Annotated in this window: 15 protein-coding genes and 7 pseudogenes; 16 read left to right on the forward strand and 6 right to left on the reverse strand. The window is 60.4% G+C overall.

Going from position 1 to position 17,930, the window contains the following annotated elements; all coding sequences use genetic code 11:
- Together ACFQJD_RS00315 and ACFQJD_RS00320 are read left to right on the forward strand one after the other, a co-directional pair.
- Positions 1-394 (forward strand): helix-turn-helix transcriptional regulator (locus ACFQJD_RS00315; protein WP_379795353.1); only part of this gene is annotated, 394 nt, incomplete at its 5' end.
- Between the two features lie 340 nt (positions 395-734).
- Positions 735-1,091, forward strand: coding sequence for a four-helix bundle copper-binding protein (locus tag ACFQJD_RS00320; RefSeq protein ID WP_379795355.1), 357 nt, complete (start codon positions 735-737; stop codon positions 1,089-1,091).
- A gap of 107 nt (positions 1,092-1,198) precedes the next feature.
- On the opposite strand, the gene ACFQJD_RS00325 is transcribed toward ACFQJD_RS00320, so the two are convergent.
- Positions 1,199-1,957 carry a sulfite exporter TauE/SafE family protein gene (locus ACFQJD_RS00325; protein WP_379795357.1) on the reverse strand — a complete coding sequence of 253 codons (759 nt, stop codon included), beginning with the start codon at positions 1,955-1,957 and terminating at the stop codon, positions 1,199-1,201.
- A gap of 308 nt (positions 1,958-2,265) precedes the next feature.
- On the opposite strand from ACFQJD_RS00325, the pseudogene ACFQJD_RS00330 reads away from it, so the two are divergent.
- The 12 genes and pseudogenes from ACFQJD_RS00330 to ACFQJD_RS00385 all read left to right on the forward strand — a co-directional run bounded on the left by ACFQJD_RS00330 (position 2,266) and on the right by ACFQJD_RS00385 (position 10,584).
- Positions 2,266-4,042, forward strand: a pseudogene (locus ACFQJD_RS00330) (5'-nucleotidase C-terminal domain-containing protein).
- A gap of 72 nt (positions 4,043-4,114) precedes the next feature.
- Positions 4,115-5,258 (forward strand): annotated as a pseudogene (locus tag ACFQJD_RS00335) (MBL fold metallo-hydrolase).
- Between the two features lie 274 nt (positions 5,259-5,532).
- Positions 5,533-5,957 (forward strand): annotated as a pseudogene (locus ACFQJD_RS00340) (multicopper oxidase domain-containing protein).
- 230 nt (positions 5,958-6,187) lie between these two features.
- Positions 6,188-6,508: a hypothetical protein gene (locus tag ACFQJD_RS00345; RefSeq protein WP_379795359.1), complete on the forward strand. Its 321-nt coding sequence runs from the start codon at positions 6,188-6,190 to the stop codon at positions 6,506-6,508.
- A 57-nt stretch (positions 6,509-6,565) separates the two neighbouring features.
- Positions 6,566-6,919 carry an SHOCT domain-containing protein gene (locus ACFQJD_RS00350; protein ID WP_379795361.1) on the forward strand — a complete coding sequence of 118 codons (354 nt, stop codon included), beginning with the start codon at positions 6,566-6,568 and terminating at the stop codon, positions 6,917-6,919.
- Positions 6,920-7,013: 94 nt separating this feature from the next.
- Positions 7,014-7,430, forward strand: a complete 417-nt coding sequence (locus ACFQJD_RS00355; RefSeq protein ID WP_379795363.1) for a DUF302 domain-containing protein — start codon at positions 7,014-7,016, stop codon at positions 7,428-7,430.
- 5 nt (positions 7,431-7,435) lie between these two features.
- The gene (locus tag ACFQJD_RS00360) at positions 7,436-7,789 is read left to right on the forward strand and encodes an SHOCT domain-containing protein (protein WP_379795365.1); all 354 of its coding nucleotides are present in this window, start codon (positions 7,436-7,438) and stop codon (positions 7,787-7,789) included.
- A 122-nt stretch (positions 7,790-7,911) separates the two neighbouring features.
- On the forward strand, positions 7,912-8,220 hold the full coding sequence (locus ACFQJD_RS00365; RefSeq protein WP_379795367.1) for a thioredoxin family protein: 309 nt from the start codon (positions 7,912-7,914) through the stop codon (positions 8,218-8,220).
- A 19-nt stretch (positions 8,221-8,239) separates the two neighbouring features.
- Positions 8,240-8,995, forward strand: coding sequence for a plastocyanin/azurin family copper-binding protein (locus tag ACFQJD_RS00370; RefSeq protein WP_379795369.1), 756 nt, complete (start codon positions 8,240-8,242; stop codon positions 8,993-8,995).
- A gap of 212 nt (positions 8,996-9,207) precedes the next feature.
- Entirely contained in the window at positions 9,208-9,570 is a 363-nt protein-coding gene (locus tag ACFQJD_RS00375; RefSeq protein ID WP_379795371.1) for an SHOCT domain-containing protein, read from the forward strand.
- Positions 9,571-9,587: 17 nt separating this feature from the next.
- Positions 9,588-10,220: a hypothetical protein gene (locus ACFQJD_RS00380; protein WP_379795373.1), complete on the forward strand. Its 633-nt coding sequence runs from the start codon at positions 9,588-9,590 to the stop codon at positions 10,218-10,220.
- Between the two features lie 143 nt (positions 10,221-10,363).
- A pseudogene (locus ACFQJD_RS00385) lies at positions 10,364-10,584 on the forward strand (hypothetical protein).
- A gap of 37 nt (positions 10,585-10,621) precedes the next feature.
- Here the strand turns inward: ACFQJD_RS00385 and ACFQJD_RS00390 are convergent.
- From ACFQJD_RS00390 to ACFQJD_RS00410, 5 genes and pseudogenes are all read right to left on the reverse strand, one after another.
- Positions 10,622-12,802: pseudogene (locus ACFQJD_RS00390) on the reverse strand (heavy metal translocating P-type ATPase).
- A 93-nt stretch (positions 12,803-12,895) separates the two neighbouring features.
- Positions 12,896-13,323, reverse strand: a pseudogene (locus ACFQJD_RS00395) (universal stress protein).
- Between the two features lie 67 nt (positions 13,324-13,390).
- Positions 13,391-14,617, reverse strand: coding sequence for a tyrosine-type recombinase/integrase (locus ACFQJD_RS00400; protein ID WP_379795375.1), 1,227 nt, complete (start codon positions 14,615-14,617; stop codon positions 13,391-13,393).
- A 272-nt stretch (positions 14,618-14,889) separates the two neighbouring features.
- Positions 14,890-15,297 carry a hypothetical protein gene (locus ACFQJD_RS00405; RefSeq protein WP_379795376.1) on the reverse strand — a complete coding sequence of 136 codons (408 nt, stop codon included), beginning with the start codon at positions 15,295-15,297 and terminating at the stop codon, positions 14,890-14,892.
- Positions 15,294-16,111 (reverse strand): annotated as a pseudogene (locus ACFQJD_RS00410) (ParA family protein). The gene ACFQJD_RS00405 and the pseudogene ACFQJD_RS00410 overlap by 4 nt, the downstream one beginning before the upstream one ends.
- 414 nt (positions 16,112-16,525) lie before the next feature.
- Between ACFQJD_RS00410 and ACFQJD_RS00415 the strand changes: the two are divergent.
- Positions 16,526-17,200, forward strand: a complete 675-nt coding sequence (locus ACFQJD_RS00415) for a helix-turn-helix domain-containing protein (protein ID WP_379795378.1) — start codon at positions 16,526-16,528, stop codon at positions 17,198-17,200.
- Positions 17,197-17,892: a hypothetical protein gene (locus ACFQJD_RS00420; RefSeq protein WP_379795379.1), complete on the forward strand. Its 696-nt coding sequence runs from the start codon at positions 17,197-17,199 to the stop codon at positions 17,890-17,892. The genes ACFQJD_RS00415 and ACFQJD_RS00420 overlap by 4 nt, the downstream gene beginning before the upstream one ends.
- Positions 17,893-17,930 lie beyond the last annotated feature (38 nt).

The following is a 17,930-nucleotide window of genomic DNA, read 5'->3' on the forward strand; positions in this document are numbered from 1 at the left end:
CATCGGTGGGGGGTATCTCGTGATTCGGGATGAGGTCACAAGTATAGACGTAAACGACCGCCCACAGAATGAGACGGCGAATCCGACCGATCCAGAGAGTGCCGAATCGCCAGAGGTAGCTCTCCAATCGAATGGATCCATCAGTCCGGAGTCTCAGCCACAGGCTCGTGTGTTAGACCTCCTGCCGGATGATGAACGCCGTATCCTCGAACCAGTCATCGCCTCACCTGGCATCACACAGATCGAACTCAGGGATCGCTCGGACTTCTCGAAGAGCAAAGTAAGTCAGACGGTGAGCGCTCTCGAGAAGCGCGGCCTCCTGTACCGCGAGCGCCAAGGGCGGACGTATCGCATCTATCCGAGCGACGACTTAGAACAGAAACAGGCGAACTAGCAATCGCTACTGCAGATCCAGAACTGTTCGGAACCGTGGTCGTGGGTGCTTGCACCCGAGACAAGCGACATTCGTGTATCACCGTCTTCACAGAGAGCCGATCCTCGGCTCCCAGAAAAGGAGAGCTATGACCCCCACAACGCTCTCCCGCCACCGTATACTGGGATCGAGTTCCATCGCGCCCGTTGGCTTCTCAGGCTGTCCGAGCCCAGGCCATCAGAACCTCGCGTTCCCGCGCGGTGTGCCCACACTCTTCGACGGCTACTGGCGACCAGATATGGTATGGCCCCGCAAGGGCAAGCAGGCCGATGAACTGAAGGGCCTCGTACGGTGACGTACAATGTCACTTGCAGAAACAGTCTCCAAGATCGATCACCTGAGCGAGGAAGAGCGCGAGTGCATCGAGATCTGCAATGAAGCCACTGAGGTCTGTGAGTGGTGTGCCGACGAGTGCCTCGGCGACGAGGAGATGGAAGAGTGTGCTCGGCTCTGTCGCGATGTCGCGGATATCGCGTCGCTGCATGCCCGATTCATGGCTCGCAACTCCAACTACAGCGCGCAATTGGCTGAAGCCTGCGCCGGCGTCTGCGAGGAGTGTGCCGAAGAATGTGAGCGTCACGATGCCCAGCACTGCCAGGTCTGTGCCGAGGTCCTCAAGGAATGCGCCGAGAGCTGTCGGAACATGATGAGCGCCTGACCGACGCACGAATAGCACGCGAATCAGCACTGTTGCGATGATGTTTTTTGCGACAACCAGTGTAGCGGGGGTACCGGAATCCTCGTACAGAGAGCAGCTGAATGCGGTTAGAGCTCCGGAACTGCCGTATATAGGAGGACGACCGCGTTCACGGTCAGTAGCCCCAGTACGACCCACTGGAAGATGCGTTCGGGGATGTTGTCGAAGATGTACACGCCGATCCAAGAGCCGACGAACACCATCGGAATGGCGACGGCAGCCTCGATCATCAGCGGCATCGTCACGTCTCCTGTGTAGGTGAGACTCCCGAGGCGATACAGCATGAGCGTTCCGAAGAAGGCGGTGAACGTGGCCTTCATCTCCTCGTCGCTCCAGAACCCGCTCGCCGACATGAAGGCCCCGTAGACGATCATCGGCGGGCCGGGAACGGCGACGGCGCCGCCGAAGACTCCGGCGAGCAGCCCGGCCGTCGCGCCAATTATCTTCCCCGGTCGGTAGTCCTTCTCCTCGATCCAGTCCGTAACGACATCGAGTTGCTGGGTCGCGCCGACGACGATAACCGCTAACACGAGAACCCCTCCGATAGCGACGCGCATCTGTGCCGCGTCGAACCCACTGAACACGTAGATACCGAGCGGCATCCCGACGACGAGCCCAGCGACAGGGACGATCCACTTCTCCCAGTCGAACGCGTCCCGGACGCTCCACCAGACGCGGGCGTTGGCCACCACCGCCGTCGCCGTGAAGATGATCGACGCGCTCGAGGGCGACCGAAACAGCGGCATGATGCCCATCGACACCTGCGCGAAGCCGAACCCGGCAATACCGTGAACGGCGGCCGCGAAGAGGATGACGACTGCAGACATCCCCGTCGTTACCCAGTTAGTCGTCATCGATACCGCCTCCACGAACGAGGCAGTGGGCGCATCTGTGTGGAGGGTGGCACGGCTTCCTACTTTAATAATCACCCCGGTGAGCCGAAGGGAGACGTCCCCGGCCATAGTTCGCAATCGCTCTCAGATCGAGGCCAAGTTTGTGTGTCCAACTCGGGAGTGTACTTCTCGGATATGGAGTCCGGTCTTCTGCGATGCAATGTTGGCGAATACATGTCTGATTTTCAAATATCAACCCCAAATCATGAACAGTAGGAGCACATAGCTGTACTCCCGTCACGATGAACGATACCACGGCACTCGGAGAGTGGACGTCCCTCGGTGGCGACCCTGCCAGCGACGGTGCGGGCGCCCCCGACGCCGTCTTCGCTCACGTCAGCGACCTCCACGGGCAGCTAACGCCGCGCCACCAGGTCTACTACGACAATCCAACGTCGAAGCCGAACTTCGACTTCGGAGACGACGACCGCGTCATCGAGCGGGGCGGCGGGATCCCCTGCTCGCAGCGAAACTCGACGAGCTCCGCGAGCACCACGACGTCTGTACGCTCATGAGTGGAGACACGTTCCACGGCTCTGCCGTGACCACCTACACGGACGGGCGAGCAATGCTCGACCCCATCAACGACCACGTCGCGCCCGACATCTACGTCCCCGGCAACTGGGACTACTCGAACGAAGCCGCTGAGGATGACAACTTCGTAGAACTGATGGGCGACCTTGACGCCCCGATTCTCGCGAACAACCTCTACGATTGGGAGACCGACGAGCGATTGTACGACGCATACAGCATCCTCGATGTCGGCGGACTCCCCGTGGGCGTCGTCGGGATGACGAACGTCTACGTCGACCGGATGGCACCCGCATTCTCCGAGGGAAAGTACCGCTTCGGCAAGCATCCCGCGCTCCTCGAAGAGTCCGCACAGGCCGCCCGCGAGGACGGTGCCGACGTCGTGGTCGCGGTCACCGAGATCGGCCTCTCGTGGATGGTCCAGGCCGCCAAGGACTGCCCGAGCGTGGACGTCATGTTCAGCGCGCACACCCACGAGTACACCTACGACCCGATCGTCGTCGAGGAGACCGAGACGGTCGTCGTCGAGTCCGGGATGGGCGAGGCGCTCGGCCGTGTGGATCTCCGAGTTCGAAACGGGGAGATACAGTTCCGTCATCATCTCTACTGTCTGACCGAGAACGGCGAGCAGACGCCGGAACCAGACGCCGATGCGCAGGAGACAGTCGAAGCCGTGCGTGCACCGTTCCTTGAGGACGGCCCCGGGTTCGAACGTGGAGCCGGCACGCTCGAGAAGCCCTCGATACGGTCGTCGGCCGGACAGAAGAACCACTCTACCGGCAGTCGTTCCTCGAGCGCGTGGAACACGCTGTTCAACGACGCACTGCAGGCACACTTCGACACGGATCTCGCCGTCTCGCACGGGTTCCGGTACGGGACTGCGATCCCGCCCGGAGAGATCACGCTCGGCGAACTGTACACGTTCTTCCCGATGGCGACGCCCGTCGCCCGTGGTGTCGCCTACGGCCAGCAACTCACGAACCACATGGAGGAGTTCCTCGAAGACAACTTCACGCCGTACCCCTACGACCAGGAGGACGGCCGCGTCCGCAACTTCTCCTCGAACGTCGAGGTGACCGTCGATCCGACCGCGAAGCGTGGCCGTCGCCTTGTCGAGATGCGGATCGACGGCGAGCCGGTCGACTCCGAGGAGACGTACTCGGTGGCGACGTTCCGTCGGCCCGGTGATCCCGAACGCGACCTCGGAAACTGTGGATTCCCGTTCCAGGACGTCGAGGTCGACAGCGGGACGATACCGGTCGACGTCATCGTCGAGTATCTCGAGGAACACTCGCCCGTCGACTACGAGGTGATGGGGCTGGTCGAGACCGCGGACGACGGCGGTCGAGCCCAAACACGCCCGCGGACGGGCCGTATCCGTTCATCCAACCGGGCGTCGACTATCAGGGTGGTGATGCATACTGCGAGACGTCCTTGATTCCTCGTGGGAACTCCTTCCCTGAAGAAGGACGTAACCGAAAGCGCTGATGGCGACAGCGTACGCGAAAGCTACGTCGAGCGGCGAACTCGAAGGACACCACACGACACAGGTGAGATACGATGGTCAAGAACATCACTGCGGAACAGCTCGCGGACAGGATCGACGCCGACGAACAGTTCACGCTCATCGATGTGCGTCCTGAAGACAGCTTCGAGGCCTGGCACGTACGCGACGCGGAGAACGTTCCGTACGACCCTGACGAGGGCTTGAGCGAGGACCAACTGAACGAGGTGAACGCACTGGTCGACGGCCAGCCGGTGGTCGCTATCTGCGGGAAGGGGTTGACGTCGACGCCGTTCGCGTTCGACCTCGACGACCACGGCTACGACGATCTCTCGGTCGTCACTGGCGGCATGGAGGAGTGGAGCAAACTCTACGAGGTCGTCCCTATCGAGACAGCCAGCGACGACCTCGTCGTTCGGCAGGTTCAGCGCCGAGCGAAGGGCTGTCTCGGCTACGTCGTCGGCTCCAAAGGGGCGGACGCGGCCGTCGTGGTCGATGCGACCAGACAGACCGACCAGTTCAAGGTCGCCGCCCAGGACGCTGGACTCTCCACCACGCGTGCTCGATACGCACGTCCACGCCGACCACATCTCGGGCAGTTCGACACTCGCCGCCGAGGTCGGCGTGCCTTACTACCTCAGCGAAGGGGCCAGCGAGCGCGGCGTCGAGTACGAATACGAACCGCTATCGGATGGAGACGTCATTGAGGTCGGCGACGTCGAAATCGAGGCATTGCACACGCCGGGTCACACCTCCGAGATGATGAACTACCTCGTCGACGGCGAACTCCTGTTGACGGGCGATACGCTATTCGTCGACTCCGTCGGGCGGACGGAACTCCAGTTCGGTGATGACGACGCCTCCCGGGGGCCGAACTGCTGTACGACTCACTCCACGAGACCATCCTCGACCTCCCGGACGACACGACGATCCTGCCGGGTCACCTCACCGTCACGAGTGACGGGCGCTACGAGAACGGCTCACCGGGCGAACCCTCGAGGCCCAACTTGGCGATCTGCGCGAGGAACTAGATTCCTCGAGCTCGATCGCGAAGCGTTCATCGAGCGATTGACCGAGGATGCCCCGGAGAAGCCCCCGAACTACGAGCGGGTCATCGCCATCAACACCGGCAAAGAGACCGTCGACGACGAGGGCGAGGCGACAGAACTTGAACTGGGTCCAAACAACTGTGCCGCATAGAGAACAACGGTCGCTCTCGCGCCGCAGGCTCCTCCAACTGACGGGGGCAACCACCCTCGGAGCGCTCGCGGGTTGTGCCGGCCAACTCCCGGGCACCGACGATGGTGGGGGTCGTGAGGTGACGCCACGCTCGACAGTCACGTCCGACCCAGATAGATCCGTCAGCCCCACTGCAGCGTCAGGGACGATTCGACCAGCTCCTGAGACATCGACGACCAACGGGATGTACGAGGGTGAATTCCCAGGACCGGAGCTACGCGTCTAGGAGCGTGACGTGCTCAGCGTCGAACTGACTAACGACCTCCAGGCAGAGACGACGATTCACTGGCACGGAGTCCCCGTTCCGAACCCGGTCGACGGCGTGCCAAACGTGACGCAAGACCCGGTCGCTCCCGGCGAGTCCTATACGTGGACGATAGACGGACAGGCCTACCCGGACGCCGACCCACTCCAGATTCGGCCCGACGAACACGTCCGGATTCGGATGACCAACCAGAGCCCGGTCGTTCACCCGATGCACCTCCACGGCCACTTCTTCAGGTCGGCAACGCGATCAAAGACACAGTCATCGTCCCCGGGCATAGAGGGCAGGTGACGATCGACTTCCACGCCGACAATCCCGGCCGGTGGTTGTTCCACTGTCACAACCTGTACCATCTCGATCCAGGGATGGCACGTATCGTGAGATACGTCGAGTGACTCGGTTGAAGCCTCGGTTTCGGATCGTTCAGGCTGCCGTCCGTGTGGTCGTGGTCCTGTCCCGTGAGAAGGATCGAGTGCTATTCCAGCGAATTCGAGCCGGATGAACGTTCCGTTTCCTGAAAAACGGTTAGGGCGCTCTATACACGTTCTCGAACGTTCTCCTGTGCGGATTCATACCCACGTCGATAACTCCCGAGCAGTCCTACGAGTAACCGAGGAGAAAGACAATGACCAACTTCAAACTTGGCCGCTGGCTGCTCGTGGCGCTCGCGATTGTCGGACTCGCGTTCGCCGCCCCCGTGGTTAGCGCACACGGCAACGACACGACCGCAGACGACGCGCCCACGGACAATACCACCGCAGATGAATGGGCCACTTGGATGGAGGCACAGATGACCGAACACATGGGCCCTGGTAGCGTCGAGTGGATGGAGTCGCACATGGGTGTGACCGTCAACGAGATGGCCCAGGACATGGCTGACGAGGAACACCACGACGGGGATGACGACGACCACGACGGCGGGATGTACGGGCAGGGCCACTGCTGACGGCCCTGACCGTTTCGATCGCTCCAACTGAACACCGCGATTCACCAACGCAAGATAATGACGCAACCCACCACTCACATCGGACGCACTGCTCGTCAACTCGCGATGCTCGCCGTCCCGCTGCTGGTCGCGGCGACTGGAACGGCTGCTGCCCATGGTGGTGGGAGCTACGTCGGGGGCATGATGGGCGGCGGCTGGGGCCTCTTCGGCGGAGCGATGGGGCTCTGGGGACTCCTCTGGATGGGGCTCCTCATCGCCGTTCCGCTCTACCTCGTCTATGCGCTCCTCAATCGAGGATCCGGTGGGAATGACGAGCAGTCGTTGTCGGTTCTCCGTGAGCGCTACGCCCGCGGGGAGCTCTCGGACGATGAATTCGATCGACGGCGAAAACAGCTCGAACGCACCGGATGACTGGAACAGCTGCTGTCCAGCCGATACATCACACTCCCAACGCCCGCCGTTACGGCACCCAACCGTTAACCCCGTGGACGGGGCATAATATTACATGGAATACACAATACAGACTTCAGCCACTGGCGAGTTCGACGATGTCGTCGACACGACGAGTGCTGCGCTCAAAGACGAAGGATTCGGCGTCCTCTGTGACATCGATATCCAGGCGACGCTCAAGGAGAAACTCGGCGAAGAATTCCGCCAGTATCGCATTCTCGGCGCATGCAATCCACCGCTGGCATACGAAGGACTGACCGAAGAAATCGAACTCGGCGCACTCCTCCCGTGTAACGTCATCGTCTACGAAACCGATGACGGCGATATCGTTGTGAGTGCCGTTGATCCAAAGCAATTGGTCGGTATCGTGGACAACGATGCGCTCGACTCCATCGCGACCGAGGTCAACGAGCGTTTCGAGCGTGTTCTCTCGGGCGTTACCGACGAACCTGGATCTACGTCGGAGGCCTGATCTCGATGTCTTCATCGAACCAACTCGACACCACGACCATCGTTCTCCTGATCCTCGGAGCGATCATCTTGCTCCCGTTGCTCACAATGGGGATGGGCTTCGGCGGGATGATGGGCTACGGTGGAATGATGGGCGGATACGGGACGACCAGCGGCTGGTGGCCACTCGTCGGGATGCTCGTTCAGTTGGTCTTCCTCCTCCTCCTGCTCGGTGGAGGATATCTCGTCTTCCGTCGCGTGACCGAATCGCAGTCGTCGCGGAATCCTGCAATGGAGGAGTTGCGTATGGCATACGCCCGCGGTGATCTCACCGAGGAAGAGTTTGAGACGCGTCGGAACAAGCTCGAACGTTCGGAGTGACGCCCTGACCACCAACTCCGGCGTTACTCACATCCGCTTCCTTGTATTCCGAAATCTGTGACCCTCACAGCTTTCGGATGTGAACAGAAATGTGCTAAAGAAACAAGGCCCTACTAGCTACTATGACGGAAGTAATCCTGTTCACACAGGAGACGTGCGGGGCGTGCGCAACGCAACGAGAGAAAAACGAAGGCATCGAAGATGCGTATCCGGATGTCGAATTTCGCGAGGTCGACATCCAGACCGATCTGGAGACGGCCGAGGAGTACGGTGTTCGAAAGACGCCAACGACGCTTGTGTACGCGAACGGGGAACAGACAGCCGAGTTCATCGGAATCGTCGACCGTGACGACCTAGAGGCAGCTATCGAGAGCGCCGGCCAGCAATCGCCCGGCCTCGCGCACCGACTCACCAGCATCATCCGCAGATAACAGAAGTCAAAACAATACAATGACGGACTACAGTAGACGCCAGTTCCTAGGAGCGCTCGGTGCCGGCACAGTCGCAAGTGCGGGATTCACCCAGCCAGTCGCCGCACAGGAGACGCCCGTCGTCGAGATGGGGAACAACTACTTCGACCCGATCGGACTCCACGTCGAACCCGGCACGACAGTTCGCTTCGAGCTAGCGGCCGGAGCCCACTCGGCAACCGCCTACGAGAACCGGATTCCGGCCGACACCAACGCATTCGACAGTGGAACCATCTCGTCGGGAGCCTTCGAGTACACGTTCGAAGAGCCAGGCACGTACGACTACTACTGCGTCCCACACAAGTCAATCGGGATGGTCGGTCGCATCGTCGTCGGCAGCCCCGGCGGTCCAGCCGAGGAGAGTCCGATTCTGGACGGCGACGTGCCCGAAAGCGACGCGATCGTCGAACAGGGCGCGATAGCGTATGGGTCCAGCACCGGAGATGGTGGGACCTCCGGTGGCGGAATGATGGGCCCTGGGATGGGGTCTGGTCCTGGAATGATGAATGGGCGGAACGGTGGCCGGTTCGGCGGGCTGCCGTTCGTCGGCGGGGCACTCGGAATGCTGGGGCTGGTCGGCGGATTCCTCTACTGGGCACTCGGGCGAGGTGATGCACCTCCAGAGAGTGACGATTCCGCGATGGAAACCCTCAAACGTCGATATGCCCGCGGCGAGATCGACGAAACGGAGTTCCAACGACGCCGTGAACGATTGGTACAGAATCAAGAGAACTGATGCCTGTCAGGGCCTGTGCGTGGGGAGATTCTGACGACTGTGGATCGCCGACGTACAATAGTCGCCTGACGTCGTGCCCTACTGCTGGGGGACTCATCCTAAAGACACGGAGCAACGTATCGGTTGCCCTCAAATCAAAGACTATTACTGGAGCAGTACTGGCGGCTGACCAACTTTATGAACGCAGTCGACGAACCCCACTAGTGGTTCACATGTCGACAGAGCGCACGTCCGACGGTTTGCTCCGCATCGTACTGATAGTCCTCGCAGTAATCGTCCTGTTCCCGCTGCTAATGATGGTATTTGCGATGCCGATGATGGGGATGATGGGCTGGTGGTGGGGCGGCGGAATAGCTGGCGGCCTCTCCCCACTGTGGGGCATCGGGATGATGCTCGTCTGGCTCGTCGTCCTCATCGGCATCGGATACCTTCTCTATCGCGGTCTCGTCGGCGGTGCTGGGTCGTCGTTGACCGGCGATAGAGCACTCGAGGAACTCCGTGTAGCGTACGCTCGCGGCGATCTCACGGATGAGGAATACGAACAGCGGAAAGACCTCCTCGAACGCGAGACCTGAATCAGAACCCCTCAACGATGGAAACCACTGGAAAAACGACACCATCTTCGTTGCTTCCCTTGTGGTTAGAGAAGTACACGACAGCTGGGCTCTTCGGGCTTCTACTTGGGACAGTCTTCTGTCTCGTCGCCCTCTTCACCAATCCCGTCCCGGACCCATCGTTCCCCTGGGCTACACTTCCTCCGTCGCTGCGACTTCCGATACAACAGCCGAGAATCGAACACTGGCCAGTCACCTACACGATCGGCATCTGGCTGTGGGTCTTCTGCTTTCCCGCGCTCTTCCTCGCTGGATACCGGCGATACGGCGACGGGAACCGTGAGGCTGCGGTGTGGCTCGTCGGGTTGCCGACCGTCGCGATGCTGGGCTGGACCACGTACTGTCGGTTCTTCTGGCCGAAACTCAATCCACCAACCTGGAACGCCCCGGCCTACACGTTCGTTTGCTGGCTGTACTGTTCGACCTACAACGTGCTCTGGAGCAACACCGCATACGTCATTGCGCTATTCGGCATCGTCACGACTATCCTCGTCGTGCGACATCAGGATAGAGACCGATATGCCCTTCTCGGGTTTGGAATCCTCGCACTTCCTCTCGGATTACCGGCCCTGTACGAAGGGTATCGACGGACGACGCGAACCAAAACCTGAGGATTTGTAACAGGAGACTGTCTTCAACGCTGTTCGAAAAGGTGGTGGGAAGACTGCTAATTCGAGGAGGAGGGGTGATCGAGACTCCTTCACCGATCACAGCCCGAAGAAACGTTTTCTGTGGGCATCTCCTCAGCACGAGTATGTCGACGACTGTCCAACACCCGAAACAGACGAGACATGTGCGTACTGTGAATCCCGGATTTTCGACCACGATCCAATCTGCGTCCGCGATTGCGATGACGAGTGTGGCTCACCCACGTATTTCTGTAACTACGCCTGTCTGTCCGCATATATCGACGAGAACGACCTCACTACCGGGAATGCATGCGAGTGGACTCCCGACGACACTAGCTGTTGCTGATCGGCGCCATCGGTTCATTCGTCGCCTTTAGTGATCGTTATTCGTGGAATCCGAGTAATCGAAGCCCGTTCAGGGACACGAGGACCGTCGAACCCTCGTGGCCGACCACGGCCAGCGGTAAGGGGATACCACGTAACAGAATCGTGCCAACCATCAGCGCAATCGCACCAAAGGCGATTGCGAGGTTGACTGTCAGCGTCCGGCGCGTCCTGCGACCGAGTCCCAGCACGTACGGAATCTTCCCGATGTCGTCGCCCATCAGGACGACGTCAGCCGTTTCGAGGGCAACGTCGGTCCCGGCGCCACCCATGGCGATCCCGAGCGTCGCCGTCGCCAGCGCGGGTGCGTCGTTCACACCGTCACCCACCATCGCCACGTTCTCGTATCGCTCAACCAGATCGTCGATGGTTGCCACTTTCTCTTCCGGCAGCAGTTCCGCCTGCACTTCGTCGATACCGACTTCGTCGGCGATCTGCTGGGCGACGCGTTCGTTGTCGCCGGTCAGCATAACGATGTGCTCCACGCCGAGCGAGCGGAGGTTCTCGATCATCTCTGCAGCCCCCGGCCGGACCGTGTCGGTGAACGCAAGCCATCCCAGTACCGTGACACTGTCGCCGTGCTCACGGGCGACGAGGACGCTCGTTTTCCCCTCCGCCTCCAGGGACTGGAGCCGATCGAGACCAGGTTCGAGCCCCTCGATTGCAGCGTCTTCGAGAACCGTTTCGACGTAACTCCGATTCCCGATGTGGATGATTCCGTCGTCGACATCGGCGCGGACGCCTTTTCCGGCCTCTGATTAAAACCGTCGCGCGTCGGGAACGTCGAGTGCGCGGTCTTCGGCTTCCGAGACGGTCGCACGAGCCAAGTGATGCTCCGAGCGGGCCTGCACAGCGGCCACGAGCGAGAGCAGTTCGTCAGCAGTCGGTGACTCGTCCCCAAGACCGTCCCGGACAAACACGTCGGTCAGCTGCGTCTCGCCCCGCGTGAGTGTTCCCGTCTTGTCGAACGCGACCGCGTCGATGTTCGCGGCCGTCTCGACGTGTTCACCGCCCTTGAACAGGACGCCCTGCCTCCCGCCGGAGGCGATCGCCGACAGCACCGCCGCCGGCGTGGAGATGATGACCGCACACGGCGAGGCAGCGACCATCAGGGTCATCGCGCGGTAGAACGTGCTGGTGAACTCGCTTCCGAGCGCGAGCGGGATGGCGATCGCCGCAATTGTGAGCCCGAACACACCGAGGACGTACGGCTGCTCAAGGCGGTCGATGAGCCGCTGTGTCGGCGCCTTCTCGCTCTGGGCGCGCTCGACCATGTGGATGAGACGGCTGATCGCCGACTCGTGGGCTTGCCGCGTGACCTCGATCTCCAGGCTGCCGCTCTCATTGATCGTCCCGCCGAACACCTCATCTCCGGGCTCTTTCGGCACGGGCACTGATTCGCCAGTGAGTGACGCCTGATCGACCGTTCCCTCGCCAGACGCGACGACGCCGTCGAGCGGAATCCTGTCGCCGGGACGGACGACGAACACGTCACCCACGGCGACCTCGTCGATGGGCACAGTGACCTCCTCACCGTCGCGGAAGACCTGTGCCTCGTCCGGCCGCATCTCGACGAGTGACTTGATCGCCCGTCGCGAGCGGCCAATCGCGTAGTGCTGGAGAGTGTTCGATAGTGAGAACAGGAACAGCAGCATCGCGCCCTCGAATGGTGCGCCAATCGAGAGGGCGCCGAGTGCGGCAACGATCATCAAGAGGTCGATATCGACCGCACGGTGGCGGAGCGTCTCGATCGCGCCTTTGAGCCCGTACCACCCGCCGAAGACGTATGCGACGCCGTACCCCGCCCACATGAGGAGCGGTGGTCCTTCGAGCCACCCCGTCACAAGGCCGACTGCCATCCCGAGGAGCGTCAGACCGACGAACACGGCCTCCTGCCTGAGTTCCGAGCGGGTACTTACGTCATCCGTTGCTGTCTCAGATTCGTCCTGAATCGACACGTGGCGGTCGCGGATAGCGTCTCGAATCGTTTCTTCTGAGGTGATGCTCCCGTCGTAGGTGATCTGGGCGTCCCCTGTTCGAAACGAGACGTCGACATCGTGGACGCCGGAGAGACGCCTAAGATGTCGTTCAAGCGCCCGTGCTCCCGCGTCGCCACGACCACCTCGTCGTTCAATGTGGATAGTACACGTCGAGAGAGATGGTGATTCAGTAACAGCCACGTTCTCGGTACCTATGATTTGGTTTGATTTCACGTTTGAGGTGAGCCTACGAGCATTCATCCAATCCTAATCTCGGCACACGAGCCGAGGATTTCATCCAATGATGGTTACCGGGATCTGTGCTCGGCGATTGACTGTCTCGGCGACACTCCCGAGGAACGTCCGGTCTAGGCCTGCCCGACCGTGGCTCCCCATAACGATCTGGTCGATGCCGTTGTCGGCAGCGTAGTCGAGAATCTCACGCGCTGGTTTCCCAACTTCAGTGACAGTATCGATCACAATATCGTGTTCCGCCGCGAGATCCGTCGCAGTCGTGTGAATCTCGGTCCCCCGCTCCTGGGCCGTATCGTACCAGCCCTCTGCGACTGGCAAGCCACCGGCCTCTACATCGATTACCGAGTCGATCGGGTTGATGACGTAAATTGTGGTAATCGTGGCGTTCGGAAAGGTCTCGAGTGCGTACGTGAGGCACGCTCGGCAAGCGGGGAGCCGTCCAAGGCGACGAGAACGTTGTCAGGCATACGATAGAGTTCGAGAGGAGCTGAGAAGAGTGTAGTGCCGAAAGCTCGGTGCCTAGGAAACCGTTAATTACCCATCAATCTCTGAGAGCGCCTCTGTTGCAACGTCACCGAGTTCGCCGGCTTCGATATGCGAGTAGCGCTCTCGGACCATCTCTTCGGAGTTATCGAGATACCGGGCCGCCACCGTGTATCCAAACGCGCGGACAAGTACCTCCCCCATCCCTCGGCGACCACCGTGCGGGGCAAGATAATCGTGTTTCGGATGGGGAATGTCGATTTCGGCGGCCTCCGAGAGCCGTTGGAGAATCGACCGTGCGCCGTCCGTCGTGATTGACGGTGGCCGCATATCCTCATCGAGCGCCAGCAGGAGGTCGCGAGCGTACTCATTACGCCGCTCAGCAATTGCCTCTGGGCGTTCCCCTCGGTCGGCAAACTCATCCTGGACGAGCCCTGCGAGCGTCCGTTGGTCAAACGTGGGAAACACCGGCCAGCGCTCCGTCGGTGGGTCCATCAGCTGGCGGTAACTCCGTAGCGGCGAGATCACCGGGTCGGGGAGACTGGCGGCGTCCCACTGCTGTTTCTTTCGGTAGACGTCCATACTCCCGTCGTCGAGGGAGAGGTCCTCCCAGCGGACGCCGCGCCGGCGCGGGTCGTTCGGATCCCGGAGCAGTTCCCCGACGCGGACAGCTGTGTACGCGAGAACGAACACCAGCGCCCGGTCACGAGCCGCCTTCAGCGCTGTGTAGCGCGCTCGCTGCTTATCGATGGGGTCAGTATCCTCTGGGAGTGTCGTATACGCCTCGATGACCTCGCGGGCCCGTTCGTCGACGTGACGGGTGAGAGCGTGGCGCTGTTCGGACGTCCAGGCCTGCTGGTCACCGGGCTTGCGACCGTCGTCCTCCGGTAGCGGCGCCATCGCACTCGCCCGCTGCGCGTAATGCGCTTCGAGATACCCCTCGTTGACACACCAGCCACACCACGCAGAGATATAGCGGTAATAGGTTTGTACCGTGTTCTGCTTGAGTCCCCGATCTCCACCGAGATGCCGGGCGTACTCCCGAAACACGCGTTCGTCGAGATCGTCGAAGGCCGGCTCCCGGTCGACGTCGTCGGGGACGATCCCGGTCCAGTCGTCGGCGCCGCGGTCGCCGGCGGCCCACTCGGCGAACCGCTCGAGCTCGCGTGCAGCGTTTCGTCGATAGTTCCCGCCGTCGCCACCGCGGCCTTTCCCCTTGTCTTGGAGGTAGCGCTCGAAGCTGTCGTCGAGCGGCGTCGAAAGCGTTCGGTCAGGCATCCACCGGCCCTCCACCGTCCTGTGGGGCCGGTCTTGGTGCCTCTACCCCGGGGGAAGCGTCGTCGTGAGGCGGTTGCAGCATTCGTGCTTCACCGACGGCGGCGTGGTACTTCAAAGTGGTCGTGATTACGGGGATAATCAGGACCACTAGCTGTATTCGCCCCATCTGAAGAATTCCGGCATCTGGAGCCCCTTAACGTTGGAATTCCGTACTACAGGAAAATGTATATCGTATATCGCTATACAAAATCCCGGGCCTCGCTCTGCGCTGGTCATTCGTCGCCGAGTTCCGAAAGCCGAGCCTGAATTTCCTCGGCATCCGCCTCAGAGAGCGCCTCAACACCGAACTGGACGAGTAGCGGGTAGAAGTGGCGGTTCTTCTTGAACTCGTCCTGGCCCGCCTTGCGGAGTTTCAGCTGGGACTCGAGGTAGGTATCCTCCATCTCGTCGAGGACATCGTCGGGAATGTAGATCGTCCTACCGTTCCACTCGTCCTTGATGTTCGTCTTCGTTTTGCTCGTTTCGTTCGTTTCACTCGTTGAAGTCGATTCGGTCGTTTCGGTCGATGAACTGGTTTCCACCGTTTCACTCACCTCACTCGTTTCGCCGGAATCGGACTCATCGTCCTCCTCTTCGTAGTTGCCCTCGATGCCGGATGCATCGCCCCAGCCGTCGGTCATGCTTCCACCTCCTCAGGCGCAGTCTTCTCGAACGTCTCGTCGAACAGGTCGGCGATCTCGTTGAACAGGTCGCGTGCATCCTCGACGCGCTGGTTCTCCTTGCCAAAGCCGAAGACGGACACTCCCTCGCCAATTGACTGAGAGAGGTCAGTCCGCTTCGGGATCTCGTACACTGGGAGGGAGTACGCCGACTTGATCTCCTCGATGGTGTCGCGGTGTTCGGCGTTCTGCTCGACACGGTTACAGACAATCGCGAGCCGATTGATGTCTCCGTACGCCTGTTCGAGGGAACTCAGCTGCTTTGCGAAAATCTGGAGGCTGTTGGCGTTGAGCTTCTCTGGAATGACGGGGATGACGACGTTGCCGGTCGCGACGAGGGCGTTGTCGGTGAGGACGTTCAGGGAGGGCGGCGTGTCGACGATGATATAGTCGTAGTCCTTGTCGAGTTCGTCGAGAGTCATCTCCAACCGCTCGCGACTCTTCGGCGCCTCAAGCAACGTCTGGATGTTCTTGTTGTTCGCGAGCTTCTCGCTGGCGGGAAGGATGTCGAATTCCTCGTGCTCGACGATGATGTCGTTCACCGACTCCATCTGGTCGAAGTCGAGGACGTCGAACAGCGTTGTGCGGTCGGTGTCGTAGTACAGATCGTTGTAGCCAAGCGAGCAGGTGAGTCCCCCGTGGTAGTCGATATCGACGAGGAGGACGTCGTGCCCGCGAGCGGAAAGCGCACCGCCAGTATGAATGACGTCGGTTGTCTTCCCCGCGCCCCCTTCTGATTCGCCACGGTGATTCGTGCAGTGTTGGTGTCGGTCATTTCCTTCGTTTCTCTCGTTGTGTTCGTTTCGTTCGTTGTCCTTGTTCTGTTCGTTTCGTTCGGTGAGGGTGTTTCACTCGGTGAGAGGATTACGACGATGTTAAAACCAACTGTTCGTTCCACTCGTTGAAGCAAACACACTCGTTGCCATCACTCCGTTCGTTACGTTCGTTTCTATCGTTTCGTTCAACGAGAACAGATTCCACTGATTTTTCCTCAATCAATTCGTTCCGAAGATTTCGTTCAGTACCTTCGTTTTGCTCGTTGTGCTCGTTTCGTTCGTTTACATCATTATGCTCGTTTCTAGTGTTCCGACAGGGTTCCCGGCTACCTTCGAGACGAATGGAGATATCGTAGCTTCATGACCAATCGGGTAAGACTTTTAACTGTTACCGGATTATTGGTAACTACAAGATGTATGAGGTGCTCGACGACACGGCGGCGCAGATCATCCTCGCTATCGAGAGTGGTGACTCCATCCGTCGTGTCGCCCAACACCTCCACACGCCGTACGAGACGGTGAGACAGGCCGTCAACCGTCTCGAAGACGCAGGCTACGTCCGCTATGATGACGGCCTCTCAGTCGTCGATGACCGCGTGAGAGACGCAGCACGAGAGCTCGTCGCTGCCAGCGCCGGCGTCAGTCCACCATCCATCAAGGAGACCTACGTCATCCCGCAGTTCGGTGACTGGCCGTTCGCATTCACAAGGATCGATGCCGTCTATGTGTGGACACAGGGTGGCTACCAAGTTGGTCGCGAGCCCGACGACTATCCGCTGTTCCTCGCCGTCCGTGAGCGGGACGTCGACGACTGGGAGGCGTTTTTCGAGTCGTTTGACCTCCCAACCGCATTCGAGCGGCAGCCCCAAGACGAGCTGGACGGGGCGCTGCACATCATCCTCGAGCCACGCCCTTCACTCGACATTGAGCACATCGAGGGGTACCCGGTTATCCCGAGAGCAGAGACGATCGAGTATATGCGTGAGAACTACGCCCAGTTCCAGTCGGCGCTCGCGATGCTCGACCGGATGTACGAGGACATCGACCTCGGCGTCACGTACCGGGAGACGGAGCGGGCACAGACATGAGCTTCCACAACCGAAGTGACGCACTCATCGAACTGCTCGAGGACCTCACTCAGGAGGGGCACGAGTACGTCCTTGTCGGCGGCTACGCTGTCTCAGCGTTTAATGCTCGCTTCTCAACGGACCTCGATATCGTCGTCGCACCGGACTCCAAGGCTGACTTCGTCGAGTTCCTCGAACGGCGGGATTTCGAGGAAACGGACAGCCACGCAAAGGAATGGTTCTACGACACCGAGGTGATCGAGTACGAGAAGCGGCTCACACCGCAGCAGCCGATCGGCTTCGATCTGCTGGTGAACGGACTCGGCTGCCGCCAGACCGAGGCACAGTGGTCGTTCGACTACCTGTACGACCATAGCCACCAGCAGGAGGTGAGCGGGGGCACAGTAACGACGACAGCCAGAGTCATCGATGGAGCCGTCCTCGTGGCAGCAAAACTCCACAGCGGCCGGGAAACAGACCTTCGGGACGTCCTGGCAGTGGCGGAAGAGATCGACCTTGACGCTGTCACGCCCCACCTGCGGCGAGGGGACGACGATGCGCTACGGGAGCAGCTAGAGCATGGACTGGAGATCTTGGAGAGCGACGAACTCAAGCACGGGTATCGGAGTGACTTCGGGGCCTCAGCTGTCTCAGAAGAGACAGTCTCCGCCCTCCAAGAGTATCTGACAGAGCAGGTAAATAGGTTGGATTGAGAATCAGTCGTGGCTACAAACCATTCTGCGAACAGCTG

Origin of the sequence: Haloplanus sp. GCM10025708 (assembly GCF_042663985.1) — an archaeon.
Classification (GTDB): Archaea; Halobacteriota; Halobacteria; order Halobacteriales; family Haloferacaceae; genus Salinirarus; species Salinirarus marinus.

What these genes read in the sequence shown, in the direction of transcription:
- ACFQJD_RS00415 (WP_379795378.1), top strand. Translation starts at nt 16,526, where the DNA reads ATGTATGAGGTGCTCGACGACACGGCGGCGCAGATCATCCTCGCTATC.
- ACFQJD_RS00360 (WP_379795365.1), top strand. Translation starts at nt 7,436, where the DNA reads ATGTCTTCATCGAACCAACTCGACACCACGACCATCGTTCTCCTGATC.
- ACFQJD_RS00375 (WP_379795371.1), top strand. Translation starts at nt 9,208, where the DNA reads ATGTCGACAGAGCGCACGTCCGACGGTTTGCTCCGCATCGTACTGATA.
- ACFQJD_RS00350 (WP_379795361.1), top strand. Translation starts at nt 6,566, where the DNA reads ATGACGCAACCCACCACTCACATCGGACGCACTGCTCGTCAACTCGCG.
- ACFQJD_RS00405 (WP_379795376.1), bottom strand. Translation starts at nt 15,297, where the DNA reads ATGACCGACGGCTGGGGCGATGCATCCGGCATCGAGGGCAACTACGAA.
- ACFQJD_RS00400 (WP_379795375.1), bottom strand. Translation starts at nt 14,617, where the DNA reads ATGCCTGACCGAACGCTTTCGACGCCGCTCGACGACAGCTTCGAGCGC.
- ACFQJD_RS00355 (WP_379795363.1), top strand. Translation starts at nt 7,014, where the DNA reads ATGGAATACACAATACAGACTTCAGCCACTGGCGAGTTCGACGATGTC.
- ACFQJD_RS00365 (WP_379795367.1), top strand. Translation starts at nt 7,912, where the DNA reads ATGACGGAAGTAATCCTGTTCACACAGGAGACGTGCGGGGCGTGCGCA.
- ACFQJD_RS00325 (WP_379795357.1), bottom strand. Translation starts at nt 1,957, where the DNA reads ATGTCTGCAGTCGTCATCCTCTTCGCGGCCGCCGTTCACGGTATTGCC.
- ACFQJD_RS00345 (WP_379795359.1), top strand. Translation starts at nt 6,188, where the DNA reads ATGACCAACTTCAAACTTGGCCGCTGGCTGCTCGTGGCGCTCGCGATT.
- ACFQJD_RS00420 (WP_379795379.1), top strand. Translation starts at nt 17,197, where the DNA reads ATGAGCTTCCACAACCGAAGTGACGCACTCATCGAACTGCTCGAGGAC.
- ACFQJD_RS00380 (WP_379795373.1), top strand. Translation starts at nt 9,588, where the DNA reads ATGGAAACCACTGGAAAAACGACACCATCTTCGTTGCTTCCCTTGTGG.
- ACFQJD_RS00320 (WP_379795355.1), top strand. Translation starts at nt 735, where the DNA reads ATGTCACTTGCAGAAACAGTCTCCAAGATCGATCACCTGAGCGAGGAA.
- ACFQJD_RS00370 (WP_379795369.1), top strand. Translation starts at nt 8,240, where the DNA reads ATGACGGACTACAGTAGACGCCAGTTCCTAGGAGCGCTCGGTGCCGGC.